We start from the raw sequence: 25,877 nt of genomic DNA, 5'->3' as shown, positions 1-25,877 counted from the left end.
AGTCGCGCTCTATCGGTGCGCGACGACGACGGACATCGCTAACCGCGACTGTCGATCTTCCAGTTCGACGGTGCGCGTCACGCACCCAGGTATTTCAGGGCGTACTTCGCGGCGTTCGCACCGCACATTCCATGCGCGCCAGGCCCCGGCGGAGTCGCGGCTGAGCAGATGTACATGCCGGGTATGCCGATCCGATAGGGGTTGAGTGTGGCCCGTGGCCCGAAGGTCAGCTGACGAATGTCCTTGGCCCCTGTGAGGATGTCGCCACCGACGTAGTTGGCGTTGTAGGCGGACATCTCGGTGGTTGAGCGGACGGTTCGCCCAACGATCCGGTCCCGGAATCCGGGCGCAAATCGTTCGATCTGGGCAATGATCGCTTCGGTGGCGTCACCCGTGTAGCCATGTGGCACATGGGCATAAGTCCACAATGGATGGATGTTGCCGACGGAGCGGCCGGGGTCGGCGAGGTATTGCTGGCCGACGAGCACGAACGGGCGCTCGGGCATCCGTCCGGCGTGTACGTCACGTTCGGTCGCGGCGATTTCGGCAAAGTCGCCGCCGAGATGAACCGTCCCGGCCCGATGCGCGTCGGGGCTGCGCCACGGAACGCCACCCTCCACCGCGAAGTCGACTTTGAAGGCACCCGGCCCGTATCGGTAGCGGCGGTATGCGCGCGCCACCCGCCACGGTAGGCGATCGGACAGGATCTTCGCGACGGCGCTTGGCGCGAGGTCGAACATCGTGACGTCGGTGCGGGGGAGTTGGGAGGCGGAGTCGATCCGCGCCCCGGTTTCGATCTTGCCGCCGAGATCGCCGAGCAGCGACACCAGCGCGTTGGTGATCGACTGCGAGCCCCCCACAGCGACGGGCCAGCCATGGCGGTGGCCCGCCGTGATGATGCCGATACCGATCGCCGAGGTCATCGGGTAGTGCAGTGGCCGAAACGCGTGTGCCGCAACGCCGCCCCACAGCGCCCGGGCCTCCGGGGTTCGGAACGCGTGCGCGAACGTGGCCGCGGGCAGCACGGTTGGGGCCCCAAACCGGGCCATCACCAACGGATGATTGGGCTTCCGAAGCAGTGGCCCCATGATGTCCTCGGCCAGCAGGTCGAACCGCGCCGAGGGTGCGCCGAACACGCGCTTCCACTGCCTGCCGTCGGCGCCGAGCCCATCGGCCGTGTCATCGACCGACCGGCGCAGCACGCCGGCATCACCGCTGTCGAGCGGATGTGCGCAGTCGATCTCGGGCCAGAGCCACTGCAGTCCGTAGCGATCGAGTGCGATTTCGTTCAGAAATGCTGAGCCGACGGCCATCGGATGAATCGCCGAGCAGTGGTCGTGCAGCAAGCCGGGCAGGATCGCCTCGCTGGAGCGTGCCCCGCCGCCGACCTCGTCGGCGGCCTCCAGCACCGTTACCTGCACTCCCGCCCATGCCAGGGCAACAGCGGCGGCGAGCCCATTGGGTCCACCGCCTACCACCACCGCGTTACTCACGCGTCCGCCGCCTCTCGAGTCCAGGTCACGTTCAATGTAATTGGGCCATTGGGCAGCCAAGGCTGTTCCGCCACGGCATCCTCCGGGTTCCACGTGCCGCACTCGACGACGCCGAGCGCCGCGTCGATGACCTTGTAGTGCTGGATCCTGCGATGGATAGGTTGCGACTCGACCCAGACGACGACGAGCTCGCCCGGCTCGAACTTGGCCTCGTCCTGCACGGCACAGATCAAGTCTTCGTTGTGCAGATGACCGTCACCGAAATTGAAGCCGAGAATCGAATTGGCGACCAGTTCCGCTTCGCGGACCGTCCTGTGGTCGATATCGGGGAGATTCTTCAGCAGCACCGAGTAGAGGCCCCGCCCCTGGCTGTGAAAGCAGCGGAACGCGAGCGTCTGCTGCAGGAATATCTCAGCCCACATCGGCTCATACCCGGCGTCGACCAACTGGTCGACCTGGTTCTTCGCCGAACGCGTCACCAGGTTCAGCTTCTCCTCGGCGCCGGGTGCAAACGTCCACACCGCGGATGCCCAGTTCCCCGCATACTGGCGCATCGCCGGCAGGAACGACACCAGGTCGGGCCGCACATTGCCAAGTACCGGGAAGAACGACAGGCCAGCCAGAAGAGCAATCGCCAGCCACGACGTGGACATGTCCCACACCGCGTAGCCCTTCCAGTTGGGGAAGCCGAGGAAAAGGAAGAGCGTCGCGTAGGCGAACAGCACATTCCATTCCACCGGCACCGCCATCGGGAAGGTCGAGATGATGAACAAGTGGAATCCGACCATGATCGCCGCGGCGACGAAAGTCAGCCAGGGCCAGGGTGACAACAGCAGCGCCAAGGGGGCGATGATCTCGACCACCGTGCCCGGCCCGTGCGCCATGAAGCCTGCGAGATGCGATGGGCGCAGGTCGTGCGGGAAGTTGCGGTAGTGAGCCCGCTTCAACCACTTGAAGGGCAGGGCGGGGCTGTTGCTGACCATCGGCGGGATGACGCTGGTGAAGTGGATGCCGAGCTTGGAAATGCCGGCCCAGATCCACACGGTGACGATCAGTAGTTTCAGCGCGATGATCATGTCGACGAACGGCAGTACGGCAATGAAGAACAACGCCGGCAGGTACTGTTCACCCCGTGCTGCGAGAAAAATGGTCCTGTCCCGCAAGCCAATCAGCACCAACAACGCCATGGGCGTGATCAGCAGTGCCGGGTTCACGACGCCCGAGGTGTTGAGCGGTAAGACCGCTGACAGCGAGTCACTATGTACGCCGGGCACCGCCAGTGCCACTGCCACGCTGGCGATCAACGCCAGATACAACGAAACGTCGAACCACGTACGCCGGTTGCCCACGGTGAACGGGACCCACTTCCACGGCCGTAGTCGAATTGTGTTGACCTTCATCCAAAACCGGTATCCCCCGGTCATCGGTTTGGTCTTGCCGGCCAGCGGGCCCCACGATCCGGCCAGGCCGAGCAGCTCAAGCAGCACCGTCCACAGGATCATTTTCTGGTAGACAATGGGCTCGCTCCACCACTCCGACACATGCCAGAATGCCGGCAGCCCGGACGTGAGCGTGGCGACCAAGACGCCGCCCAGGGAATAGAAGAAGACCAACTTGGCGATGTAGATGGTGTGCACCACTCTGGGTACACCGTATCCATGGTCCACCCACTTCAACGTGAGCAACCTGATGCGCTCCATCAGCGGTTTCCTGAGGAATAATTCGGGCTGTACCGCAGGCAAATTCGGTGCCATGAACCCCATGGTCGGCTCCTTCGAGGTAGTGGTCTCAGCCTTGGTGGGTAAGCGATTTTCTGAGCGAGGGCTTGTCGATCTTGCCGACCGCGTTCTTGGGTAAGCCGTCGAGGATCGTGATCCCTACGGGCACTTTGTATTTGGAGAGGGACGTGCGCACGTGCTCGTCGATCTGTCCGGTGGCTATATCAGCGCCTGAGTTCAGCGATACGAACAGCACCGGCTCTTCGCCGTACACGGGGTGGGTGCGGCCGACCACGGCGGCCTCCGCGATCTGCGGCAACTGATAGACGACGGACTCGATCTCCTTGGGGTAGATGTTCTCGCCGCCGCGGATGATCATGTCCTTCGCGCGGTCGATCAACACGAGGTAGCCGTCTTCGTCCAAGTACCCGACGTCCCCGGTGTGCAGCCAGCCGTCGACGAGCGTCTTTGCCGTCTCCTCAGGCCGGTTAAGGTAGCCGCGCATCACATTGCGGCCGTTGATGAGCACCTCGCCGGCCTCACCGTCGGGAACCGGTACGTCGCCGGGTCCGACGATGCGAATCGCCTGTCCCGGCAGCGGAAGGCCGACAGTGCCGGGTTTGCGGTTGCCGTTGAGGGGGTTCACGGTACTGGCGCATGTTCCTTCCGAGAGCCCGTACCCCTCGATGATCGGGATGCCGTAGCGGGTCTCGAACCTGTCCAGCAGTTCCGTACTGGCCGGTGCGGCCCCGCAGAGGGCGAACCGCACCGAAGAAGTGTCGGGCCGCACCTCGTCGGGCAGGTCGGCAAGCATCGTGTAGATCGTCGGGACAGCCGAGAAATAGGTGGGGCGGCACTTTTCGATCCGGTCGAAAAAAGTTGCCGGGCTGAACCGCCCGGCGATCGTCGTGCAGCCACCCGCGATCAGCGGAGCCAGTGTGCTGACGACGATCCCGTTGACGTGGAACAAGGGGAGGATGAGCAGGCTGTGGTCGTCACTGCCCATCGCGAATGCGTCGATCGTCATGCGGCACATGGCATTCAAGTTGCCTTGGTCGAGCACGACGCCTTTGGGCCGTCCAGTCGTGCCGCTGGTGTAGATCAGCAGCGCGAGGGCGTCGTCGCGGTGTGCGGCGGGTTCGACTGCCGTCGACCCCGATGCTGCAATCAGTTCGTCGGCAGTCAGCACTACACCGATCGGGGGATCGAAGCCGAGCGGCTCGTCGACGACGAGTAGCTTGGCTGCGGCATCGGTGAGCTGGTACGAAATCTCCGCCGGCACGAGGGTGGGGCTGACGGGCGTGACCGCCGCGCCGAGTCGCCACGCAGCGAACATCGCCACCACGAACGCTGCTCGGTTGGGCAGCATGATCGCCACCACGTCGCCGGGCTCGAGGCCGTGCGTGTGCAGGGTCGCGCTGGCGCGACACACGGCACGGAGGAAGTCTGCGTTGCTCAGCTCGACGGAGTCGTCGGCTATCGCGGGAGCTTCGGGGGCCCGGGCCGCCCGCACGTCGGGCACTGCCGAAAGGTTCATAAGGGGTCCTCGCTGGGTGTCTCGAAGGGATGAAGCAACGGTAGGAATCAGCCCGCTGAGGCACACCGTTGTGAACCGATGAACTTCGCTGCCGGCACTGTCGCCGGAAGACAGTGCGACCGCCAAAACGTGCTCGTCGATCCCGCATGCGTCCTAACCTGCATTGCATGGGCGTTCGAGCCCGCCATGACGAGACAGCCGTTCGCGAAGCCGCTGCGGTCGTGATGGAGCGGCTGATCGGCCGACAGGGCGAGGTTTCACTCGCCATCGAGCAGCGCCTAGTGGCGGAGATCGACGAGCTGGGGAGCGATTCCGGACTCGTCGAACTCCTGAACGCGAGCACCGACAGCAACATCGACGCCGTGTTTCACGCGTTGCGCTATGAGATACCCCTGAAAAACTTTGCGATGCCGACCGCGGCCATGGAGTACGCGCGGCGGTTGGCCCAGCGTGGAGTTCCGATGAACGCGCTGGTCCGCGCTTATCGGCTGGGCCATGGACTGGTACTGCGCGCTGCGGTCGAGGAGATCAACGACGCGGACCTCGACCCTTCGCTGAGATTCGCGGTGTTGGAACGAATCACCGCCGTCACATTCGTCTACATCGACTGGATTTCCCAACAAGTCGTTGCCACGTACGAACGCGAGCGGGACGACTGGTTGAAGAATCGCGACAGCTTGCGCGCGATGCGCGTCCGCGAAGTGCTCGAGGTCACCGAGATCGACGTTGACGCGGTCACCTCGGCCATCCGGTATCCATTGCGCCGACTCCATCTCGGGTTGGTGCTGTGGCTACCCGCGGAGACCGGCCGCGGCGACGAGCTGATCCGGCTCGAGCGATTTCTACAAGAGCTCGGTGAATCGCTTGCCGCACAAGGTAGTCCGCTGTTCGTAGCTGCGGACAAAGTCAGCGGCTGGGGTTGGATACCCCTACAGTCCAACGCGACTCCGACGGTAGTCGCCGATATCCGGAGCTTTGTCGCCAACTACGACCACGCACCGTCGGTGGCCGTCGGCTCACCCGCGGCCGGGGTGGAAGGCTTTCGGCGGACCCATCGTCAAGCGCAGCGAGCACGCAACGTCGCGGTCGCAGCTGGGTCGCACGCGATGCCGGTCACCAGTACTTCCGATCCCGGCCTGTACGCGGGATCACTGCTGTGCGACAACCTCGACGAGGTGCGCGAGTGGGTGCACGAGATCCTCGGGCCCCTGTCATCGGCCACCGACAACGATGCTCGCCTGCGCGAGACACTGCGAATCTTTCTCCGCGCCGGCGCCAGCTATAAGGCCGCCGCAGAAGAACTCAATCTGCACTTCAATTCGGTGAAGTACCGCATCCAGCGTGCGGTCGAGCGTCGTGGCACGCCGATCGATGACGCCAATCGCTTGGACGTCGAACTCGCGCTACTCGTGTGCCACTGGTTCGGCGGATCCGTCCTGCAATCCAAGAGGTGACACTCCGGCACGCATTTCCACCGGAAAACCGCCGTCTAACAGCGGCGATGTTGTGTCCGAGGGGGGACTTGAACCCCCACGCCCGTTAATAGGGCACTAGCACCTCAAGCTAGCGCGTCTGCCATTCCGCCACTCGGACCCGTTGTGGGCAGCTAAGGCTATCGGATCAGCGAGGCCGGACCCAAACCCAGGGGAGCAGGCAATGGTACGAATGTGACTGTGACCGCATCCTCAGCAGCCGAAGCCGAGGTGGTTGATCTCGTCAGCGCGCTCATCCGCTTCGACACGTCGAACACCGGTGAGCCCGAGACCACCAAGGGTGAGGCCGAATGTGCCCGCTGGGTGGCCGAACAGCTGCAGGAGGTCGGCTACACCACCCAATACGTCGAGGCAGGCGCCCCCGGCAGGGGCAACGTGTTCGCGCGGCTGAAAGGTGCCGACCCCACTCGCGGCGCCCTGATGCTGCACGGCCACCTCGACGTGGTGCCCGCGGAGGCCGCCGACTGGAGCGTGCACCCGTTCTCCGGCGCGGTCGAGGACGGCTATGTCTGGGGCCGCGGCGCGGTCGACATGAAGGACATGGTCGGCATGATCATCGCGGTCGCCAGGCACTTCAAACGCTCGGGAGTCGTGCCGCCGCGCGACCTCGTCTTCGCCTTCGTCTCGGACGAGGAAGCGGGCGGCAAGTACGGCTGCAAGTGGCTGGTCGACAACCGCCCGGACCTGTTCGAGGGCGTCACCGAGGCGATCGGGGAGGTGGGCGGCTTCTCGCTGACGATCCCGCGTCGTGACGGCGGCGATCGGACGCTGTACCTGATCGAGACCGCCGAGAAGGCGATGATGTGGATGCGGCTGACGGCGCGCGGGCGCGCGGGCCACGGCTCGATGATCCACGACAACAACGCGGTCACCGCCGTCGCCGATGCGGTCGCCAAGCTGGGCCGACACCAGTTCCCAGTGGTCCTGACCGACTCGGTTGAGCAGTTCCTGACCGCCGTCGCCGAGGAGACCGGCTACACCTTCGACGTGGACTCCCCGGATCTCGAGGGGGCGATCGCCAAGCTGGGCCCCATCGCGCGGATCGTGGGCGCGACGCTGCGCGATACCGCCAACCCGACGATGCTCAAGGCCGGTTACAAGGCCAACGTCATCCCCGCAACGGCTGAGGCTGTCGTCGACTGCCGGGTGCTGCCGGGGCGGCTCGCCGCTTTCGAGCGCGAGGTCGACGAGATCATCGGCCCCGACGTCACCCGCGAGTGGATCACCGAGCTGCCGCCGTATGAGACGGCCTTCGACGGTGCGCTGCTCGAGGCGATGAACGCCGCGATCCTGTCCGCCGATCCCGAAGCCCGCACGGTCCCGTACATGCTCTCGGGTGGGACCGACGCAAAACACTTCGCGCGCCTCGGGATTCGCTGCTTCGGATTCGCACCGCTCAAGCTGCCGCCGGACCTCGACTTCGCCGCACTGTTCCACGGCGTGGACGAACGGGTACCCGTTGACGCACTGACGTTTGGCACCAGAGTTCTCGAGCATTTCCTGTTGCACTGCTGACGACACGAAAGGATCGCAATGCCTTTTCCCTACAACCCCTATGACTTCCTGCCGAAGCTGCCGACGTTCCAGCTGACGTCGCAATCGGTGACCGACGGACAACCGCTGGCCAACGACCAGGTCAGCGGAATCATGGGCGCGGGCGGGTCCGACATCTCGCCGCAGCTGTCGTGGTCGGGCTTCCCCGAGGAGACGCGTAGCTTCGCTGTGACGGTCTACGACCCCGACGCGCCGACGGCGTCCGGTTTCTGGCACTGGGCCGTCGCGAATCTGCCCGCGACCGTCACCGATCTGCCTGCCGGCGCGGGCGATGGCAGCGGATTGCCCGGTGACGCACTCACTTTGGCCAACGACGCCGGGTTGAAGCGTTACCTCGGCGCTGCACCGCCTCCGGGACACGGCGCGCACCGGTACTTCATCGCGGTGCACGCCGTCGGGGTGGAGAAGCTCGAACTGTCCGCCGATGCGACTCCGGCCTACCTGGGCTTCAACCTGTTCCAGAACGCGATCGCGCGCGCACTGATACACGGGACGTACGAGCAGAACTAGTCACGCACGGCCGAGCCGACGGCGTCTGCCAGCGAGGCGAAACCCTCGTCGTGCAGACGCCGGGCCAGGCCGTCGTGAATGCGCTTGGCCCACAACCCGCCGCCGTAGATGAAGCCGGTGTAGCCCTGCAGCAGCGAGGCGCCGGAAACGATGCGCTCCCAAGCGTCGTCGGCCGTTTCGATGCCCCCGACGCTGATCAGCACCAGCCGGTCACCGACGCGGCGGTACAGCCTGCGCAACACCTCCACCGACCGCTGTGCGACCGGAGGTCCGGAGATGCCGCCCGGACCGAGCTCATCGACCCCGGGAGTCTTCAAGCCCTCGCGCGAGACGGTCGTGTTCGTCGCGACGATGCCTGCCAAGCCCAATTCGATTGCCAGGTCGGCGATCTCGTCGACATCCTGATCCGACAGATCCGGTGCGATCTTGACCAGCACGGGCGTCGTCGTCTGCGCACGGACCGCACGAAGAATCGGCCGCAACGACTCCACCGCCTGCAGGTCGCGCAGGCCCGGCGTGTTCGGCGAGCTGACGTTGACCACCAGATACGAGGCGAGCGGCCCCACCAGCCGCGCACTCTCCGCATAATCGTGGACTGCGGCCTCGGGCGCGGTGGTCTTGGTCTTGCCGATGTTGACCCCGATGGGCACGTCGGGCGTCTGTCTGGCCAGCTGTATCGCCAACTCGCCCGCGCCGTGGTTGTTGAACCCCATCCGGTTCAGCAGTGCGCGATCGTCGGGGAGCCGGAACATCCGCGGTTGCGGATTGCCGGGTTGTGCCTGCGCGGTGACCGTGCCGACTTCGGCATACCCGAACCCGAGCGCACCCCAGGTCCGCAGCCCAAGACCGTCCTTGTCGAACCCCGCCGCCAGGCCCAGTGGCGCGGGGAACGTCACGTCGAACACCGTGCTGGACAGGATCGGATCACGGGGCGCCAACCACCGCGCCAACGGGCGACGGGTGACGGCAAGCGCGGTCACGGCCCGCAGCAGCGCAAAAACCCAGGTGTGAATGCGTTCAGGCGCGAACAGAAACAGCACCCGCTGCACCGCGCGGTACATCATGAGCTCACAGTGCGGGCTGCTCCGGGACCGCCGCCTCGTGGACCGCCGATTTCTTGCGCCGCAGCAACACCCGCCGCGAGCCGTCGGTGTACAGCCGCACGCGGGTGAGCTCCCAGCCGCGGTATTCGGCCTCGATGGACAGCCGCGTCGACGCGTTGAGCCTGGTCAGATCGGGGGGCAGGCGCAGCGGAATCCACTCGTAATCGTCGGACAGATCCTTGTCCCAGCCCTCCGGCATCCGGCCGCGGTGCATCGTCGTCACGAACCCACCGCCGCATCCGGGATCACCTGGACACCCGCTCCTGAGCCCGACACCACATAGAGGGTGCCAGATGACTCGTCGTAGGCCAGGGAGTTCGGTTGCTGCACGGTTCGATAGCGCACCTTCTCGACGGGAATACCGGTTGACAGATCGTAGCCAACCACCGCGTTCGACGCGGTCTGCGACACCCAGGCCAGCGTCGACGATCCCGCCAGCCCGTAGGGCGCGTCCCGCACCGGATACTTCTGGCGCAGGATAAGCGGGTCGGTGCCGAAGACCAGCAGCTGGCCGCCGCGGGTGTCGGCGACGAGTACCCGGCCCACGCTGTCGGCGGCCATTGTCGTCGCCCCTTCACCGGCACGCAACGCCTGTTCGGCCTTCTCGCCATCCTCGGAAAGCGCGGTTACCGACGTCTGACCCCGGTCCAGCACGACGACGGTATTTCCTTGCGCCACAAGGCCATCCACTCGGGCGAAGATCTTCAGATGCGCGCCCACCGCGGTATCGGACCTCAGGGTGAACACCGTGCCGTCGGCGCTGCCGAGCGCCAGCCTGCCGTCCGCGCGACGCGTGATCGCGGTGAAATCCGTCTGCTCCTGCCCCTCGACGCGCACCGGCGTGGCGGTGCCCTCGGCGAGATCGATCCGGAAATAGCCGCCGCGTGTCGACGCATACGCCTGGCCTTCGCCGTCTCCCGTTATCGCTGTCGCGACCCCGGGCAACGGCACCGACCTGGTACCGCCCGGCTCGCCGAGGATCGTGATCTCCGACTCACTCAGCACCGCCAACGACCCGGTTTTTCCGTCGAACACCGCGCCCTGGGCAGGGGCAGCCAGCGGGCGGAGGGTTCCGGCGGGGGTGCCTGTCACGGGCGGTGAAACCGCGGCCTGAGCAGGCGTGATGGTCGGTGGCGGGGCGTCGGCCGGGTTCGACGAACATCCCGACAGTCCGATCGCCAGGGAGACCAGCACCACCTGAATCGAGGTGTTTATGCGGATCGGCAAGGGGTAGCTCTCGGGATGTGCGAATTGGAACTCTGTTGACCAGCAAGTGTAGGCAGACCGCTCATCGTGAAATTCACTCCGCTGGCCGTGGCCCATCCATCGGCGGCATAAATCGAGTTATGGTCTTCTCATGACCATCGCCGCAGACCGGCAATTGGGCGACCAAGAGTTTGCTATCGAGGACATTTCCACTGGTCTTCACGCTAGCGGATTTGGCCAGGTCGGCGACGGCCGCAGCTTCTCGTTCCACGTCGAGCGGCAGGTGCTCAACGTCGAGGTCTATCGCCCACGCCTGAGCGGGCCCGTCCCGCAGGTCGAGGACGTCGTCGCGGTCACCACCCGCAAGCTGACAGACGTCGACCTCAACGACGAACGCAGCGTGGCGGCTGCGGTGCGTGACGCGGTCGCGGCCGCGCAACCGGTTGCGCGCAGCAACCGCTGACCCACCCCAGGTACGGTCGTCGTCGTGACGGACGTGGCGGCGATGTCGTGGGTCCAGGTGATCGTTCTCGCGGTTCTGCAGGGCTTGACGGAATTTCTGCCCGTGTCGTCATCGGGCCACCTGGCGATCGCGTCGCGCGTGTTCTTCACCGATGACGCAGGCGCGTCGTTCACTGCGGTCACCCAGCTCGGCACAGAAGTGGCGGTACTCGTCTACTTCGCCCGCGACATCGCCCGCATCGTCAAGGCCTGGTTCAACGGGCTCTTCGTGACCGCGCACCGCACCGCCGACTACTGGCTGGGCTGGTGGGTGATCATCGGCACAATCCCGATCGGCGTGTTCGGCCTGTTGTTCAAGGACCAAATCCGAACGGGCGCACGCAATCTGTGGTTGATTGCGATCGCGCTGATTGTTTTCTCGGCGGTCATCGCCGCGGCGGAGTACTACGGTCGCCAAACGCGTCGCGTCGAACAGCTCACGTGGAAGGACAGCATCATCGTAGGTCTCGCGCAGTGCCTGGCGTTGATTCCCGGTGTGTCGAGATCGGGCGCGACCATCAGCGCGGGCCTTTTTCTGGGGATGGAGCGCGAGCTCGCCGCGCGGTTCGGCTTCCTGCTCGCCATTCCGGCGGTGTTCGCCTCGGGGCTGTTCTCGCTGCCCGACGCGTTTCATCCGGTCGGCGAGGGGATGAGCGCCAGCGGCCCGCAGCTGTTGGTGGCGACGGTGATCGCGTTCGTGGTCGGATTCGCCGCGGTCGCCTGGTTCCTGCGATTCCTGGTGCGCCACAGCATGTACTGGTTCGTCGGCTACCGCGTGCTGCTCGGCACCGTCGTGCTGATCCTGCTCGGCACCGGGGTGGTGGCGGCGGTATGACGGTCATCCTGTTGCGTCACGGGCGGTCGACGTCGAACACCGCCCACACCCTGGCCGGCCGCACCGAAGGTGTCGACCTCGACGACAAGGGGCAGGAACAGGCTCAGGGCCTGGTAGCGCGGATCGGGATGCTGCCGATCAAGGCGATCGTGCGCTCACCGCTGCTGCGATGCGAGCGCACCGTGCAACCGCTTGCCGCGGCGCTGGGTTTGGAGCCGATCGTCGACGAGCGCATCTCCGAGGTCGACTACGGCTCGTGGACCGGCCGCAAGATCGGCGAACTGGTCAAGGAGCCGCTGTGGTCGGTGGTCCAGCAGCAGCCCAGCGCGGCGGTGTTTCCCGACGGGGAGGGCCTCGCTGCGGTCCAGTCGCGTGCGGTGGCCGCGGTGCGCGACCACGACCGCCGGCTGGCCGAAGAGCACAACGGCGACGTGCTGTGGCTCGCGTGCACCCATGGCGACGTCATCAAGGCGATCGTGGCCGACGCGCTGGGCACGCATCTCGACAGCTTTCAGCGCATCACAGCGGATCCGGCGTCGATGAGTGTGATCCGTTACACGGCGGTGCGCCCGTTCGTCATCCACGTCAACCACACCGGTGACCAGTTGACCGCCGGACTGCTCGCGAAACCGCCGAAGGACGCGTCGGACGACGGCTCCGGCGACGGTGAAGTGCCGCCCGACGACGCCGTGGTGGGCGGCTCGACCGGTTAGCGGGTACACCCCCCGGGATTGCGGCTGACACGGCCGCAACCGGTATTTTGGAAAGTGCCATGGCCCGCGCAATTCACGTCTTCCGCACACCCGACCGCTTCGTGGCCGGGACTGTTGGCCAACCCGGCAACCGGACGTTCTATCTACAGGCCGTCCACGACAAACGCGTCGTATCGGTGATCTTGGAAAAGCAGCAGGTTGCCGTGCTCGCTGAGCGGATCGCCGCGCTGCTGCTCGAGATCAACCGCCGTTTCGGCACTCCCATCCCGCCGGAGACCGGCGAGGTGGAGGATCTGAGTCCGCTGATCACCCCTGTCGACGCCGAGTTCCGGGTCGGGACCATGGGCCTGGGCTGGGACTCGGAGGCGCAGACCGTCGTCGTCGAACTGCTCGCCGTCTCCGACAGCGAGTTCGACGCCTCCGTGGTGCTCGACGACGCGGAAGAGGGCCCCGACGCGGTCCGTGTCTTCCTGACACCTGAATCGGCGCGTGAGTTCGCGACGCGCTCCAACCGGGTGATCTCGGCGGGCCGCCCACCGTGCCCGCTGTGCGACGAACCGCTCGACCCCGAGGGGCACATCTGCGTGCGGACGAACGGCTACCTGCGCGGCGCCATCGCCGGTTCCGACGATGACGCCGACGGATAGCGGGGCCGACTCCGCTCGTGAATCCGATGAGGTGCTGCGGCGCGGCGAACTGACCGTCATCGGACGTATCCGCTCGGCGAGCAACGCCACCTTCCTGTGCGAGGCGCATCTCGGTGAGCGGCAAGCACATTGCGTGTACAAGCCAGTCGCGGGGGAGGCGCCGCTGTGGGACTTCCCGGATGGCACGCTCGCGGGTCGCGAACTCGGCGCGTATCTGGTGTCGGAAGCGCTGGGCTGGAACGTCGTGCCGTACACGATCATTCGCGAGGGCCCGGCCGGGCGCGGCATGCTGCAGCGCTGGGTGGACCAGCCTGGCGAGAGCCTGACCGAGGTCGGTGACGAACCCGCCGAAGGGCCGGATCTGGTCGATCTGCTGCCCGCGGGCGAGATCCCGCCCGGCTACCTGCCGATCCTGCAGGCGTACGACTATGCGGGCAACGAGGTGACCCTGGTACATGCCGACGACGCCCGGTTGCGCCGGATGGCGGTGTTCGACGTGCTGATCAACAACGCCGACCGCAAGGGTGGGCACATCCTGTGCGGTGTCGACGGCCGGGTGTACGGCGTGGACCACGGGGTGAGCCTGCACGTCGAGGACAAGCTTCGAACCGTCCTGTGGGGCTGGGCCGGCAAGCCGGTGGATGAGCAGACCATGGAAGCCGTCGCCTGCCTACGTGATCAGCTCCGCAATGGCCTGGGGGATGCGCTGGGCGAGCACATCACCGAGCGTGAGGTTGCCGCGCTACTGGCTAGAACCCTTGCGCTGCTGGATGATCCGATTATGCCGACACCGGATCGGCGACGCCCGATCCCGTGGCCGGCGTTCTAGCACCCCACGCGCGTCTGGCCAGCTGCCGTGGGCGGTGAATGACGGTCGTCTTGGCGTCGGTCGTGATCCACCCGCGCTGCACGAAATCGCAGAGCGCCTTGTTGACGCTCTCCCGGGTGGCTCCGACCAACTGCGCGATCTCGGTCTGAGTCAGATCGTGAGTGACCCGCCAGGACTCGCCCTGCTGAACTCCGAAGCGCTGCGCCAGGCTCAGCAGTTCCTTCGCGACCCGGCTCGGCACGTCGTCGAATATGACGTCGAGCCGATGATTGCGGGCCGTTCGCAGTTGTACGGCCATGAACCGCAGCAGCTGTTGTGCGATCTCCGGACGTTCGGCCATCCACCCGTGCAGGGTTTCGTTGTCGACGATGGCCGTACAAACATCGGTGACAGCGGTCGACGTCGCGGTGCGCGGCCCCGAGTCGAGAACAGAGACGGCGCCGAAGATGTCACCGGGTCCGCGGATCGCCAGCAACTGTTCGCGGCCGTCGGCCGAGTGGCAGCAGATTTTGACCTTGCCCGCCAGGACGATGTGTAGGCCGTCGGCCGGCTCACCCTGGCGGTAGATGGTGTCGCCACGAGACACCTGCACCTGCCGCAGTTGCTGGGCGAGTGCGAAGAGGACGTCGTCGCCGAGCCCGGTTAGGAACCCCACCCGGGCCAGCACCGCGGCGGCGCGCTGAGGCGACGCGAACTTGATCGGCTGTTTCACCCTGCGGTCTACCTTCCGCGCAATTGATGACGCACAGGATTCCACGGCCGGGCCGAACTAAACCTTCATGATCTACTTGGCCGGTGAGCCTGACCGATGCGGCGCTGGCCGCCGAGGTGGCCCGAGAAGCCGGCGAGATGCTAGTGGCCATGCGCGGGGAGATCGGCTTCTACGATCCGTACGACCTCGGCGACGCCGGCGACCGCCGTGCCAACACGCTGATCCTCAACCGGTTGCGCGCCGAGCGTCCGAACGACGCCGTGTTGTCCGAGGAGGCGGTCGACGATGTCTCCCGCGTCAAGACTGACCGGGTCTGGATCGTCGACCCCGTCGACGGCACCCACGAGTACTCGATGCCGGGCCGGACGGACTGGGCGGTGCACATCGCGCTGTGGCAGCGTTACGGCACCGCAGGCGCCACGACCTTCCACACCCGTGGGCCGGACGGCGGCATCACCGACGCGGCCGTCGCGCTGCCCGCCCGTGGTGAGGTGTACCGCTCCGACACCGTGACCCCGCCGCCGCCGCGCGAGGACGGACCGATCCTCATCACGGCGAGCGCCAACCGTCCGCCGCCGGTGCTGTGGTGGCTACGCGAGCGGCTCGACATCCAGCTCGTGCGGATCGGTTCGGCGGGCGCCAAGGCGATGGCCGTGGTCCGCGGCGACGTCGACGCCTACGTCCACGCCGGCGGGCAGTGGGAGTGGGATTCAGCGGCGCCCGCAGGGGTGGTGGCGGCTGCAGGCTTGCACGCGTCGCGGCTGGACGGTTCGCCGCTGATCTACAACCGACCTGATCCTTATCTGCCCGACCTTCTGATGTGCCGGGCGGAACTGGCTGACGTGCTGCTCGAGGGGATCCTGTCGGCGTATCGGAACCGGTGATGGGAAAGGGCCGGGACATGCCCGGGACATGCCCGGGAATGAAACAGCCGCTCGCGGTGTCGCATCCCCTGATGCTTAAAGTCGACGCTATGAAATCGTGGCCGGCGCCCCTCGTACCGGCACTTGAGGGCCGGGGTCCGCAGCTGCGGCTGTACGACAGTGCCGACCGGCAGGTCCGTCCGGTGACAGCCGGCGAAACGGCGACCATGTACGTCTGCGGCATCACCCCGTATGACGCTACCCACCTCGGCCACGCCGCCACCTACCTGACGTTCGATCTGGTCCACCGGGTGTGGCTGGATTCGGGGCATCAGGTGCACTATGTGCAGAACATCACCGACGTCGACGATCCGCTGTTCGAGCGTGCTGAGCGCGACGGCATCGACTGGCGCCAGCTGGCCGATCGGGAGACGGACCTGTTCCGCGAGGATATGGCGGCCCTGCGGGTGCTGCCGCCGCATGACTATGTCGCGGCCACGGAGGCGATCGCCGAGGTCATCGAGGTCGTCGAGAAGCTGCTGGCCGCGGGCTCGGCCTACGTCGCCGATGACGCCGAGTACCCCGACGTGTACTTCCGCGCCGACGCCACCCCTCAGTTCGGCTACGAGTCGGGCTACGACCGCGACACCATGATGCGGCTGTTCGCCGAACGTGGCGGCGACCCCGAGCGGCCCGGCAAGGGCGACCCACTGGACGCCTTGCTGTGGCGGGCGCAGCGCCCGGGCGAGCCGAGCTGGCCGTCGCCGTTCGGGGCCGGGCGGCCGGGCTGGCACGTCGAATGCGCCGCGATCGCGTTGAGTCGCATCGGCACCGGACTGGACATCCAGGGCGGCGGTTCCGACCTGATCTTCCCGCACCACGAGTTCTCCGCCGCCCACGCCGAGTCGGCTACGGGGGAGCGGCGATTCGCCCGCCACTACGTGCACGCGGGAATGATCGGCTGGGACGGCCACAAGATGAGCAAGAGCCGCGGCAACCTCGTCCTGGTCTCCAACCTGCGCGCCGACGGTGTCGATCCCGCGGCCATCCGGCTGGGTCTTTTCGCGGGTCACTACCGCGCCGACCGGTCATGGAGCCAGGCGGTTCTCGACGAGGCCAACGAACGGTTGCAGCGCTGGCGCAGCGCGGTGACACTGCCGGCCGGACCCGACGCGGGCGACGTGGTGGCCCGGGTCCGCCGCTATCTGGCCGACGATCTGGACACGCCGAAAGCGCTTGCCGCACTTGACGGCTGGACCACGGATGCGCTGACCTACGGTGGCCACGACGAGCAGGCGCCGCAGACGGTCGCGACCGCGGTCGACGCGCTGCTCGGGATCAAGCTGTAGAGCCGCCCGCCGGCCCATCCGGGTGGAGTACGTTTCGCACATGGGATCTGTAAACGGAAAAGTCGTCCTGATCACCGGAGCGGCCAACGGCATCGGCGCCGAGGTAGCCCGTCGCCTGCACGACAAGGGCGCCAAGCTGGTGCTCACGGATCTGGACGAGGTCGCACTCAAGAACCTCGCCGGCAAGCTCAGTGAGGATCGCGTGTTCACCGCCGTGGCGGACGTCCGCGACCTCGCCGCGATGCAAAGCGCCACCGATGCGGGCATCGACCGCTTCGGCGGCCTCGACGTCGTGATGGCCAACGCGGGTATCGCGACCCACGGATCGCTGTTGGCCGTCGACCCCGAGGCCTTCAAGACCCTGATCGACGTGAATGTCATGGGCGTGTTCCACACGGTGCGCGCAGCGCTGCCCTCGATCATCGAGCGACGCGGCTATGTGTTGGTCGTGTCATCGGCCGCGGCCTATGCGCCCGCGGCGGGCATGGTGCCCTATGACACGTCGAAGGCGGCCGTGGAGCAGTTCGCGAACGCGCTTCGCCTCGAGATCACGCACCGGGGCGTCGGCGTCGGATCCGCGCACATGCTCTGGATCGACACCCCGATGGTCCAGGAGACGAAGGACGAGTCGGCGACCTTCCAGGAGATGCTGCGCAAGCTCCCGGGCCCGCTCGGCAAGACCACGTCCGTCGAGAAGTGCGGTGAGGTGTTCGTCAAGGGCATCGAGGAGCGCAAACGTCAGATCAACTGCCCGGGCTTCGTCGGAGTGATGCGTTGGCTGAAGCCGCTGCTGTCGTCCCGGCTCGGGGAGTCGCTGACACTGAAGGATGTACCGGCCATGTTGCCGAAGATGGATGCCGAAGTGGCCGCGCACGGCCGCTCGATGAGCGCGCGCACCGAGGCGCTCGAGAAGGGCTGATCGTCGAATCCCCTTGGGGCCGAGGAAGCTGACGGTGGCCTGACCCGTGCGGGTCAGGCCACCGCTGGAAGGGTCAGTCGTCGGTCGGATTGAGCGCTCGGAAGGTCATCCCGGCGGCTACCGCCGCGAGCGCCTGTCCGGCGATGTAGATGACGAGCACCTGTGGGGACAGCAGGCCCATCGCGATCGCGCCGAGCACCACGGCGGGATTGAACGCACCGCCGGAGATCCCGCCGACCGCGATGGCGCCGGCCGCCACGGTGAAGCCGATCGCCAGCCCGTAGAACGAGTTGTCGGGGTGGTCCTTGCTGGTGGCCACGTTCAGGACGACGTAGCACAACGCGAAGGTGACGAGGAACTCCACCGCGACAGCGGCCACCATCGCGTGGCCGGACAGCGCCAGCGGCTCGGTGTGTCCGCGGGGGACGACTGCGACGACCAGCGTCGCGCCTGCAACCCCTCCGGTGAACTGCGCGAGCCAGTAGCCGATCGCGTCGCGGACGTCGATGCGACGGCGAACGAGCACGGCCAACGTCACCGCCGGGTTGTAGTGCGCACCTGAGACGTGGCCGCCTGCGTAGACCATCACCATCAGGACCGCGCCGATGCCCAGCGGCGCCAACGCGGCTCCGCCTCGTACGCAGGCACCGATGGTGAAGACCAGGAAGAGTGTGCCGATGGCCTCCGTGGCGAGCTTCGTCGCTGCGCTGTGACGGACTGTCGGGGTGGGGATGTGGATAGGGGTGTGGGTTGTGGTAGTCATGCGAACAAGACTCGTGCGCGCCGACGAAAACCGGGATCGCGCAAAAGCATGAACCGCCGGATGAGCGTGCTGTCGTCCTTTCGGACGACAGGGCTCCTCACTCCAGGATGTGGTTGCGCATCGCGTAGGCGACCGCTGCGCCGCGATCGGAAACGCCGAGCTTCTCGTACAACCGCCGGATGTGTGTCTTGACGGTGGTCTGCGCCAGGAACAGCTGCTCGGCCATCTCAGGCACGGTCTTGCCGTCGGCGATCAGACGCAGGATCTCCTGTTCGCGCCCGCTGAGCAGCGGTGCGGTCGAATGCGCATGCTGGTGGACCTGCGTCGCAAGTGACGTCACCAATTCGGGCGGAAGCACGCTTTCACCACGCGCACAAGCGATCACGGCCGCCACGATGTCATCGCGATCCGCTTCCTTCGAAAGGTATCCCGCGGCACCGTCCTGTATGGCGCGGTACACCACCGACCCCTCGGTGCTCGCCGACAAGAGCAGCACGCGGGTGGACAGATGGTCGCGGGTGACGGCGTGGGCCACCGCGATTCCGTCGAGGCCCGGCATCTTGTAGTCGAGCAGGGCCACATCGGGCCGATGTTCGCGGACCGCCGCGAGCGCGTCGTGACCGTTTCCGACCGCGGCGACGACCGCGGTGCGCCCACTGGTGTCCAGCGCACGCACCACGCCCTCGCGGTACACCGGGTGGTCGTCGCCGACGACGACGGTCACCTTGCGGTCCGAACTGCTCATCGCGCCTCCTGCTTGACGCCCTGCGGCAACCGGACATGCACCCAGGTGCCGTTCTCGACCGGCCGAAAATCCATTGTCCCCGAAAGTGTTTCGATGCGTGCGCGGTGCGATGCGAGGCCGATGTGCCCTTCGCTGACGCGCCGCGAGATCACCGCGGGGTCCATACCGACTCCGTCATCGCGGATGTCCAGCGTCAGTGCGTCGTCGACCTCGCGCAGCTCGAGCCATACATTGCGTGCCTCGGCGTGCCGGGCGACGTTGCTGAGCAGCTCACGGGCGATGCCGTACATCGTCGCGTCGTCGGGTCCGCGTCGCGAATAGTCGACCGAACAGTGCACGGGCACATCGGTGCGTTCGGTGAACGCATGTGCCAGCGCCTCCAGTGCGACCGCCAGGCCCGCCTCGTCGAGCACCGACGGATGCAATTCCCTGGTCACCTGCCGTAGGTCGTGCGACACGTCGGCCAATAGATTGCTGGCGCGTTCGACACCGGACATGTCACCGTTGCCGCGGACCGCGTCACGCAGATCCTGCTTAGCGGCCAGCACCGTCTGTAATGCCCCGTCGTGCAACGCTTCTGCGATCCTGCGGCGCTCACGTTCCTCGGCGCTCATCACGTCGGCCAGCAGCAGCGACCGGCTGGCCGTCAACTCGGCGACGCTGGCCAGCCGCCGTTGTTGAACTCGCGACACGGTGAACGAGCACAGGCACAGCAGCGCGAGTATCGCCAGCAGCGTCGCGATCGCACCGCCCGACAACTGTTCGCGGTAGACGGGGTCGGCCAGCACGGCCACGGCGCCGCACGCGATCGCCGCAAGCGACAGCACGGCCGCCCGTGGGCCGGTCTGCGTCGCGATGAAGAACGGCAGGAACGCCAGCAGCGCGAGAACGAGATAGCTGCCCGTCGACATGAACGGCAGGATGCAGAGCGCGGCGACATCGATGAGCGCCATCGGCTCCAATCGCCGCAGCCTGCGGGCCCGGGTCGGATATCGCAGCCACAGCCACGCGGCCGCGAGCGACAACACCGCGTAGACGGCGATGACCGTGAATTGCGCGGGCCACTGCGACCGCGGTGTGTCGCTGACCACCGCGAGCACCATCAAACAGACGAGCGCGAGTCGCAGGATGCTGCGCTGGCGTTGGGTCTGCCGGTGGAAGCGCAGGAACGTCTCCCGCACGGCCTCTCCGCCGGCACCCGACGCTTCGGGCGGTACCTCCAGGCTCGCCCAACCGGTGAACCGCATGGCTTAGCCGGGGCAGTGCTGGTTCATCGGACTACCGCTACCGCCCGAAGCCTGGCCCACGTCGACGCAGATACCGCTCGAACTCGGCGGCCAGCGCGTCGCCGTCGATCTTGCCGATCGCCTCGTGCATGTCCACCTCGGCGTCACCGCGTTGCTCCAGTGACTGCACGTATTCGGCGATGTCGTCGTCCTCGGCGGTCATCTCGGTCACGGCCATCTCCCACTCCTCGGCCTGCGTCGGCAGGTCGGCGAGCGGCACCTCGATGTCGAGCACATCCTCGACGCGGCGCAACAACGCCACGGTGGCCTTGGGGTTCGGCGGCTGCGATACGTAATGGGGCACCGCCGCCCAGAACGTCACCGCCGGGATGCCGGCTTGCACACACGCATCCTGGAACACCCCGGCGATGCCTGTCGGTCCTTCGTAGCGTGTCTCCTCCAACCCGAAGACCTTCGCGGATTCGGGGGAGTAGGCCGCGCCCGACACCGGCACCGGGCGGGTGTGCGGCGTGTCGGCCAGCAGCGCACCCAGGATCACGACCGTCTGCACGTTGAGCTTGTCGGCGATCGCGAGCAACTCCGCGCAGAAGGTGCGCCAGCGCATGTTGGGCTCCACACCGTGCATCAGCACGATGTCGCGGTTCGATCCCGGCGGCCGGCAGTGCGAAATCCGCATCGACGGCCACACCAGCTCCCTGGTCACGCCGTCTACCTGCCGAATCACCGGCCGGTTCACCTGATAGTCGTAGTACGCCTCGTCGTCGATCTCGATGATCGGCTCCGCTTCCCAGATCGCGTCCAGGTGCTCCAACGCGTCGCTGGCCGCGTCGCCTGCGTCATTCCAGCCCTCGAAGGCCGCGACGACGATCGTCTCGCTCAATTTGGGCAGGTCGGGCGGTTTGTAGCCGCTCGCATCCGACGGGGTCACAAGGCCAGCGTAAGCCCTGTATGGCACCTAGGAGCGGCATCGCCACACGGGTTGATTCGCCAAAACGACTACCCTGGCTTTGTGACTGTTGTGAACGATCGCACCTACGGCGCCGATTCAGTCGGCGCCGTCTCGACGCGGGTCTCGGTGGGCGATTACAACCAGCTCCTCGGCGACGCATGGGCCGACGTCGTCGAGACGAAATACGTTCGGCTGCAATCGGGTTAAGCCTGGTGACGACGACCGTGCCAACGGGACCCCGCGCGGCAGAGGGGTCGGGGCCGGTCGCGGCGATGACATGGGCGTCCACACGTCGATCCGATGACGACGTAGACTTTACTGGTCGAGAGGCGTTGCAACGGTTCCCGGTGACTACCGGTGACCGCCACGCTCGGCAGAGACAAGGACGCCTTCCGTTAAGGAAGGAACGTACGTGAGCTCCCCGGAGAACGCTCTGCAACCCAACATCCGACCCGACTGCACCGACGAACTGACGACTGCGCTGCGTCAGCGGATCCTGGTGATCGACGGGGCGATGGGCACGGCGATCCAGCGGGACCGTCCGGACGAGGCGGGCTACCGCGGCGAGCGGTTCAAGGACTGGCCGAGCGATGTCGTCGGCAACAACGACCTGCTCACCCTGACCCAGCCACAGATCATCGAGGGAATCCACCGCGAGTATCTCGAGTCGGGCGCCGACATCCTCGAGACCAACACGTTCAACGCGAACGCGATCTCGCTGTCCGATTACGGCATGGAGGAGCTGGCCTACGAGCTGAACTACGAAGGCGCCGCGCTCGCCCGCAAGGCGTGCGACGAGTTCAGCACCCCGGACAAGCCCCGCTACGTCGCCGGGGCACTGGGGCCGACGACGCGCACGGCGTCGATCTCGCCGGACGTCAACGATCCCGGCGCCCGCAACGTCTCCTACGACCAGCTCGTCGCCGCCTACTACGACGCGGCCAGGGGTCTGGTCGACGGCGGTGCCGACCTGCTGATCGTCGAGACGATCTTCGACACGCTGAACGCCAAGGCCGCGATCTTCGCCGTCGAGACGCTGTTCGACGAACGCGGACGCCGCTGGCCGGTCATCATCTCCGGCACCATCACCGACGCCTCAGGGCGGACGCTGTCCGGCCAGGTCACCGAGGCGTTCTGGAACTCGATCCGGCACGCCAAGCCGCTTGCGGTCGGCCTCAACTGTGCGCTGGGTGCCCCGGAGATGAGGCCCTACATCGCCGAGATGTCGCGGATCGCGGACACCTTCGTCTCCTGCTACCCGAACGCCGGCCTCCCGAACGCGTTCGGCGAGTACGACGAGTTCCCGACCCGCCAAGCCGGCTACGTCGCCGAGTTCGCCGACGCGGGCTTCGTCAACCTCGTCGGTGGGTGCTGCGGGACGACGCCCGCGCACATCGCCGAGATCGCCAAGGCCGTCGAGGGCAAGTCGCCGCGCCAGGTGCCCGACATCCCGGTGGCGACGCGACTGTCGGGCCTGGAACCGCTCAACATCGATGACAACTCGCTGTTCGTGAACATCGGTGAGCGCACCAACATCACCGGTTCGGCCCGGTTCCGCAACCTGATCAAGGCCGAGGACTACGACACCGCGCTGTCGGTCGCCCTACAGCAGGTTGAGGTCGGTGCTCAGATCATCGACATCAACATGGACGAGGGCATGATCGACGGCGTCGCCGCGATGGACCGGTTCACCAAGCTGATCGCGTCCGAGCCGGACATCAGCCGCGTGCCGGTGATGATCGACTCCTCGAAGTGGGAGGTCATCGAGGCGGGCCTGAAGAACGTGCAGGGCAAGCCGATCGTCAACTCGATCTCCCTGAAGGAGGGCGAGGAGAAATTCGTCCGCGAGGCCCGGCTGTGCCGCAAGTACGGCGCCGCCGTCGTCGTCATGGCGTTCGACGAACAGGGCCAGGCCGACAACCTGGAGCGTCGCAAGCAGATCTGCGGGCGCGCGTACCGGATCCTCACCGAGGAGGTCGGTTTCCCGGCCGAGGACATCATCTTCGACCCGAACTGCTTCGCGCTGGCGACGGGTATCGAGGAGCACGCGACCTACGGCATCGACTTCATCGACGCCTGCGCCTGGATCAAGGAGAACCTGCCGGGGGTGCACATCTCCGGTGGTATCTCGAACGTGTCCTTCTCGTTCCGCGGCAACAATCCGGTCCGCGAGGCCATCCACGCGGTGTTCCTTTTCCACGCCATCAAGGCCGGCCTGGACATGGGCATCGTCAACGCCGGCGCGCTGGTGCCGTATGACTCGATCGACTCCGAGCTGCGGGAGCGCATCGAAGACGTCGTGCTCAACCGCCGCGAGGACGCGGCCGAACGGCTGCTGGAGATCGCGGAGCGGTTCAACAAGAAGGAGGCGGGCGAGGATCCTGCGGCAGCCGAGTGGCGCAGCCTGCCGGTCCGCGAGCGCATCACGCACGCGTTGGTGAAGGGCATCGACGCGCACGTCGACGAGGACACCGAGGAACTGCGCGCCGAGATCGCCGCCGCGGGCGGTCGCCCGATCGAGGTCATCGAGGGCCCGCTGATGGACGGTATGAACGTCGTCGGCGACCTCTTCGGCTCCGGCAAGATGTTCCTGCCCCAGGTTGTGAAGTCGGCCCGCGTGATGAAGAAGGCCGTCGCCTATCTGCTGCCGTTCATCGAGGCGGAGAAGGAAGAGAACGGCACTGCCGGGTCGAAGGACACCAACGGCACGATCATCATGGCGACCGTGAAGGGCGACGTCCACGATATCGGCAAGAACATCGTCGGAGTCGTGTTGCAGTGCAACAACTTCGAGGTGATCGACCTCGGAGTGATGGTGCCCGCGCAAAAGATCCTGGACGCCGCCAAGGAGCACAACGCAGACATCATCGGGCTGTCCGGCCTGATCACCCCGTCGTTGGACGAGATGGCGAACTTCGCGGTCGAGATGGAACGCGAGGGGCTGGAGATCCCGCTGCTGATCGGCGGCGCGACCACCTCGCGCGCGCACACGGCTGTCAAGATTTCGCCGCGGCGCAGCGGCCCGGTGGTCTGGGTCAAGGACGCGTCGCGCTCGGTGCCGGTCGCGGCCGCGCTGCTCGACGACAAGCAGCGCCCGGCCCTGCTCGAGGCCACCGAGAAGGACTATGCATCGCTGCGTGAGCGGCACGCCCAGAAGAACGAGCGGCCGATGGTGACGCTGGAGAAGGCCCGCGCCAACCGGACGCCGATCGACTGGGACGGCTACACGCCGCCGGCGCCCGCCCAGGGGCTTGGCGTGCGGGAGTTCTCGGACTACGACCTCGCCGAGCTGCGTGAGTTCATCGACTGGCAGCCGTTCTTCAACGCGTGGGAGATGAAGGGCCGATTCCCCGACATCCTCAACAACCCGGCCTCCGGCGAGGCGGCCCGCAAGCTGTACGACGACGCCCAGGAGATGCTCGACACCCTGATCAAGGAGAAGTGGCTGACGGCCAACGGGGTGATCGGGTTCTTCGCGGCCAACGCCGTCGGTGACGACATCGAGGTATACACCGACGAGACCCGCACCGAGGTGCTCACCACGCTGCACAACCTGCGCCAGCAGGGTGAGCACCGCGACGGCGTCCCGAACCGTTCGCTGGGCGACTTCGTCGCTCCCAAGCAGACGGGTCTCGCCGACTACGTCGGTGCATTCGCCGTCACCGCGGGCCTCGGTAGCGGTGAGAAGATCGCGGAGTTCAAGGCGGCCAACGACGACTACAGCGCGATCCTGCTGGAATCGCTGGCCGACCGGCTGGCGGAGGCGTTCGCCGAACGGATGCACCAGCGCGTCCGCAAGGAGTTCTGGGGCTACCAGCCCGACGAGCAGCTGGACAACGACGAACTCATCGGCGAAAAGTACGTCGGAATCCGGCCTGCCCCCGGCTATCCGGCGTGCCCGGAGCACACCGAGAAGGTGACGCTGTTCAAGCTGTTGGACGTGTCAGCGCGGACCGGTATCGAGTTGACCGAGTCGATGGCGATGTGGCCCGGTGCGGCCGTCAGCGGTTGGTACTTCTCGCACCCGCAGTCGCAGTACTTCGTGGTCGGCCGGCTGGCCCAGGACCAGGTCGCCGACTACGCGCGACGCAAGGGCTGGACGCTGCAGGAGGCCGAGCGCTGGCTCGCGCCCAACCTGGGCTACAACCCGGAGGACTAACGCCCGCAAGGCTTTTCGTGCGGTGACGGGAT

General features: G+C 66.5%; 24 protein-coding genes and 1 tRNA gene. 13 read left to right on the top strand and 12 right to left on the bottom strand.

All coding sequences use genetic code 11. From position 1 onward, the window contains the following. Positions 1 to 77: 77 nt before the first annotated feature. Genes G6N43_RS18020 through G6N43_RS18010 form a run of 3 tightly spaced genes read right to left on the bottom strand, consistent with a single transcriptional unit; the run spans position 78 to position 4,748 of the window. The gene (locus G6N43_RS18020; RefSeq protein WP_083151083.1) at positions 78 to 1,493 is read right to left on the bottom strand and encodes a phytoene desaturase family protein; all 1,416 of its coding nucleotides are present in this window, start codon (positions 1,491 to 1,493) and stop codon (positions 78 to 80) included. Further along, entirely contained in the window at positions 1,490 to 3,256 is a 1,767-nt protein-coding gene (locus tag G6N43_RS18015; RefSeq protein WP_083151086.1) for a DUF3556 domain-containing protein, read from the bottom strand. The genes G6N43_RS18020 and G6N43_RS18015 overlap by 4 nt, the downstream gene beginning before the upstream one ends. A 25-nt stretch (positions 3,257 to 3,281) precedes the next feature. Next, positions 3,282 to 4,748, bottom strand: a complete 1,467-nt coding sequence (locus G6N43_RS18010) for a class I adenylate-forming enzyme family protein (RefSeq protein ID WP_083151088.1) — start codon at positions 4,746 to 4,748, stop codon at positions 3,282 to 3,284. Positions 4,749 to 4,915: 167 nt separating this feature from the next. On the opposite strand from G6N43_RS18010, the gene G6N43_RS18005 reads away from it, so the two are divergent. After that, complete coding sequence (locus G6N43_RS18005) at positions 4,916 to 6,202, top strand: PucR family transcriptional regulator (protein ID WP_083151091.1); 1,287 nt, start codon at positions 4,916 to 4,918, stop codon at positions 6,200 to 6,202. A gap of 53 nt (positions 6,203 to 6,255) precedes the next feature. Here G6N43_RS18005 and G6N43_RS18000 read toward each other — a convergent pair. Continuing rightward, positions 6,256 to 6,341: transfer RNA gene (locus tag G6N43_RS18000), tRNA-Leu, on the bottom strand. Between the two features lie 74 nt (positions 6,342 to 6,415). Here G6N43_RS18000 and G6N43_RS17995 point away from each other — a divergent pair. Further along, positions 6,416 to 7,756, top strand: a complete 1,341-nt coding sequence (locus G6N43_RS17995; protein WP_083151094.1) for a M20/M25/M40 family metallo-hydrolase — start codon at positions 6,416 to 6,418, stop codon at positions 7,754 to 7,756. A gap of 18 nt (positions 7,757 to 7,774) precedes the next feature. After that, positions 7,775 to 8,305: a YbhB/YbcL family Raf kinase inhibitor-like protein gene (locus G6N43_RS17990; RefSeq protein ID WP_083151096.1), complete on the top strand. Its 531-nt coding sequence runs from the start codon at positions 7,775 to 7,777 to the stop codon at positions 8,303 to 8,305. Here G6N43_RS17990 and G6N43_RS17985 read toward each other — a convergent pair. From G6N43_RS17985 to G6N43_RS17975, 3 genes are read right to left on the bottom strand one after another with little or no spacing between them, the layout of a single operon-like run. Continuing rightward, a complete protein-coding gene (locus tag G6N43_RS17985; RefSeq protein ID WP_179968040.1) occupies positions 8,302 to 9,366 on the bottom strand; it encodes a quinone-dependent dihydroorotate dehydrogenase in 1,065 nt (354 codons plus the stop codon). The two genes, G6N43_RS17990 and G6N43_RS17985, sit on opposite strands and share 4 nt — an antisense overlap. 7 nt (positions 9,367 to 9,373) lie before the next feature. Beyond that, the gene (locus tag G6N43_RS17980) at positions 9,374 to 9,631 is read right to left on the bottom strand and encodes a DUF5703 family protein (protein WP_083151102.1); all 258 of its coding nucleotides are present in this window, start codon (positions 9,629 to 9,631) and stop codon (positions 9,374 to 9,376) included. After that, a complete protein-coding gene (locus G6N43_RS17975; RefSeq protein WP_083151104.1) occupies positions 9,628 to 10,635 on the bottom strand; it encodes a YncE family protein in 1,008 nt (335 codons plus the stop codon). The genes G6N43_RS17980 and G6N43_RS17975 overlap by 4 nt, the downstream gene beginning before the upstream one ends. A 130-nt stretch (positions 10,636 to 10,765) precedes the next feature. Between G6N43_RS17975 and G6N43_RS17970 the strand changes: the two genes are divergently transcribed. Genes G6N43_RS17970 through G6N43_RS17950 form a run of 5 tightly spaced genes read left to right on the top strand, consistent with a single transcriptional unit; the run spans position 10,766 to position 14,139 of the window. Next, complete coding sequence (locus G6N43_RS17970; RefSeq protein ID WP_083151107.1) at positions 10,766 to 11,077, top strand: hypothetical protein; 312 nt, start codon at positions 10,766 to 10,768, stop codon at positions 11,075 to 11,077. 42 nt (positions 11,078 to 11,119) lie between these two features. Then, complete coding sequence (locus tag G6N43_RS17965) at positions 11,120 to 11,950, top strand: undecaprenyl-diphosphate phosphatase (protein WP_083151487.1); 831 nt, start codon at positions 11,120 to 11,122, stop codon at positions 11,948 to 11,950. Then, positions 11,947 to 12,663: a histidine phosphatase family protein gene (locus G6N43_RS17960; protein ID WP_083151110.1), complete on the top strand. Its 717-nt coding sequence runs from the start codon at positions 11,947 to 11,949 to the stop codon at positions 12,661 to 12,663. The genes G6N43_RS17965 and G6N43_RS17960 overlap by 4 nt, the downstream gene beginning before the upstream one ends. Positions 12,664 to 12,722: 59 nt before the next feature. Beyond that, on the top strand, positions 12,723 to 13,310 hold the full coding sequence (locus G6N43_RS17955; protein WP_083151113.1) for an Rv2134c family protein: 588 nt from the start codon (positions 12,723 to 12,725) through the stop codon (positions 13,308 to 13,310). After that, the gene (locus G6N43_RS17950) at positions 13,294 to 14,139 is read left to right on the top strand and encodes an Rv2133c family protein (RefSeq protein WP_110810366.1); all 846 of its coding nucleotides are present in this window, start codon (positions 13,294 to 13,296) and stop codon (positions 14,137 to 14,139) included. The genes G6N43_RS17955 and G6N43_RS17950 overlap by 17 nt, the downstream gene beginning before the upstream one ends. On the opposite strand, the gene G6N43_RS17945 is transcribed toward G6N43_RS17950, so the two are convergent. Further along, entirely contained in the window at positions 14,090 to 14,806 is a 717-nt protein-coding gene (locus G6N43_RS17945) for a Crp/Fnr family transcriptional regulator (protein ID WP_083151492.1), read from the bottom strand. The two genes, G6N43_RS17950 and G6N43_RS17945, sit on opposite strands and share 50 nt — an antisense overlap. Positions 14,807 to 14,934: 128 nt before the next feature. Here G6N43_RS17945 and G6N43_RS17940 point away from each other — a divergent pair, with 128 nt between their 5' ends. From G6N43_RS17940 to G6N43_RS17930, 3 genes are all read left to right on the top strand, one after another. Next, complete coding sequence (locus G6N43_RS17940) at positions 14,935 to 15,735, top strand: 3'(2'),5'-bisphosphate nucleotidase CysQ (RefSeq protein WP_083151115.1); 801 nt, start codon at positions 14,935 to 14,937, stop codon at positions 15,733 to 15,735. An 89-nt stretch (positions 15,736 to 15,824) separates the two neighbouring features. Further along, on the top strand, positions 15,825 to 17,063 hold the full coding sequence (gene mshC, locus G6N43_RS17935) for a cysteine--1-D-myo-inosityl 2-amino-2-deoxy-alpha-D-glucopyranoside ligase (protein ID WP_083151118.1): 1,239 nt from the start codon (positions 15,825 to 15,827) through the stop codon (positions 17,061 to 17,063). A 40-nt stretch (positions 17,064 to 17,103) separates the two neighbouring features. Beyond that, entirely contained in the window at positions 17,104 to 17,982 is an 879-nt protein-coding gene (locus tag G6N43_RS17930; RefSeq protein ID WP_083151120.1) for an SDR family oxidoreductase, read from the top strand. A 73-nt stretch (positions 17,983 to 18,055) separates the two neighbouring features. Here G6N43_RS17930 and G6N43_RS17925 read toward each other — a convergent pair whose 3' ends face one another. The 4 genes from G6N43_RS17925 to G6N43_RS17910 form a co-directional block, all read right to left on the bottom strand. After that, positions 18,056 to 18,745, bottom strand: a complete 690-nt coding sequence (locus G6N43_RS17925) for an MIP/aquaporin family protein (protein WP_083151122.1) — start codon at positions 18,743 to 18,745, stop codon at positions 18,056 to 18,058. 97 nt (positions 18,746 to 18,842) lie between these two features. After that, positions 18,843 to 19,490: a response regulator gene (locus tag G6N43_RS17920; RefSeq protein WP_083151125.1), complete on the bottom strand. Its 648-nt coding sequence runs from the start codon at positions 19,488 to 19,490 to the stop codon at positions 18,843 to 18,845. Then, the gene (locus tag G6N43_RS17915) at positions 19,487 to 20,737 is read right to left on the bottom strand and encodes an ATP-binding protein (protein WP_083151128.1); all 1,251 of its coding nucleotides are present in this window, start codon (positions 20,735 to 20,737) and stop codon (positions 19,487 to 19,489) included. The genes G6N43_RS17920 and G6N43_RS17915 overlap by 4 nt, the downstream gene beginning before the upstream one ends. A 37-nt stretch (positions 20,738 to 20,774) precedes the next feature. Next, a complete protein-coding gene (locus G6N43_RS17910) occupies positions 20,775 to 21,665 on the bottom strand; it encodes a PAC2 family protein (RefSeq protein ID WP_083151131.1) in 891 nt (296 codons plus the stop codon). An 81-nt stretch (positions 21,666 to 21,746) separates the two neighbouring features. On the opposite strand from G6N43_RS17910, the gene G6N43_RS17905 reads away from it, so the two are divergent. Beyond that, a complete protein-coding gene (locus tag G6N43_RS17905) occupies positions 21,747 to 21,893 on the top strand; it encodes a hypothetical protein (protein WP_163658145.1) in 147 nt (48 codons plus the stop codon). A 205-nt stretch (positions 21,894 to 22,098) separates the two neighbouring features. Further along, positions 22,099 to 25,845, top strand: coding sequence for a methionine synthase (gene metH, locus G6N43_RS17900; RefSeq protein ID WP_083151134.1), 3,747 nt, complete (start codon positions 22,099 to 22,101; stop codon positions 25,843 to 25,845). Positions 25,846 to 25,877 lie beyond the last annotated feature (32 nt).

The organism is Mycolicibacterium moriokaense, assembly GCF_010726085.1.
In the GTDB taxonomy this organism is placed as follows: Bacteria; Actinomycetota; Actinomycetes; order Mycobacteriales; family Mycobacteriaceae; genus Mycobacterium; species Mycobacterium moriokaense.
The sequence above is the reverse complement of the archived record's forward strand: the minus strand, read 5'-3'. Positions and strand labels throughout refer to the sequence as shown.

What these genes read in the sequence shown, in the direction of transcription:
- G6N43_RS18015 (WP_083151086.1), bottom strand. Translation starts at nt 3,256, where the DNA reads ATGGGGTTCATGGCACCGAATTTGCCTGCGGTACAGCCCGAATTATTC.
- G6N43_RS18010 (WP_083151088.1), bottom strand. Translation starts at nt 4,748, where the DNA reads ATGAACCTTTCGGCAGTGCCCGACGTGCGGGCGGCCCGGGCCCCCGAA.
- G6N43_RS18005 (WP_083151091.1), top strand. Translation starts at nt 4,916, where the DNA reads ATGGGCGTTCGAGCCCGCCATGACGAGACAGCCGTTCGCGAAGCCGCT.
- G6N43_RS17990 (WP_083151096.1), top strand. Translation starts at nt 7,775, where the DNA reads ATGCCTTTTCCCTACAACCCCTATGACTTCCTGCCGAAGCTGCCGACG.
- G6N43_RS17985 (WP_179968040.1), bottom strand. Translation starts at nt 9,366, where the DNA reads ATGTACCGCGCGGTGCAGCGGGTGCTGTTTCTGTTCGCGCCTGAACGC.
- G6N43_RS17970 (WP_083151107.1), top strand. Translation starts at nt 10,766, where the DNA reads ATGACCATCGCCGCAGACCGGCAATTGGGCGACCAAGAGTTTGCTATC.
- G6N43_RS17965 (WP_083151487.1), top strand. Translation starts at nt 11,120, where the DNA reads ATGTCGTGGGTCCAGGTGATCGTTCTCGCGGTTCTGCAGGGCTTGACG.
- G6N43_RS17960 (WP_083151110.1), top strand. Translation starts at nt 11,947, where the DNA reads ATGACGGTCATCCTGTTGCGTCACGGGCGGTCGACGTCGAACACCGCC.
- G6N43_RS17955 (WP_083151113.1), top strand. Translation starts at nt 12,723, where the DNA reads ATGGCCCGCGCAATTCACGTCTTCCGCACACCCGACCGCTTCGTGGCC.
- G6N43_RS17950 (WP_110810366.1), top strand. Translation starts at nt 13,294, where the DNA reads ATGACGCCGACGGATAGCGGGGCCGACTCCGCTCGTGAATCCGATGAG.
- mshC (WP_083151118.1), top strand. Translation starts at nt 15,825, where the DNA reads ATGAAATCGTGGCCGGCGCCCCTCGTACCGGCACTTGAGGGCCGGGGT.
- G6N43_RS17930 (WP_083151120.1), top strand. Translation starts at nt 17,104, where the DNA reads ATGGGATCTGTAAACGGAAAAGTCGTCCTGATCACCGGAGCGGCCAAC.
- G6N43_RS17925 (WP_083151122.1), bottom strand. Translation starts at nt 18,745, where the DNA reads ATGACTACCACAACCCACACCCCTATCCACATCCCCACCCCGACAGTC.
- G6N43_RS17920 (WP_083151125.1), bottom strand. Translation starts at nt 19,490, where the DNA reads ATGAGCAGTTCGGACCGCAAGGTGACCGTCGTCGTCGGCGACGACCAC.
- G6N43_RS17915 (WP_083151128.1), bottom strand. Translation starts at nt 20,737, where the DNA reads ATGCGGTTCACCGGTTGGGCGAGCCTGGAGGTACCGCCCGAAGCGTCG.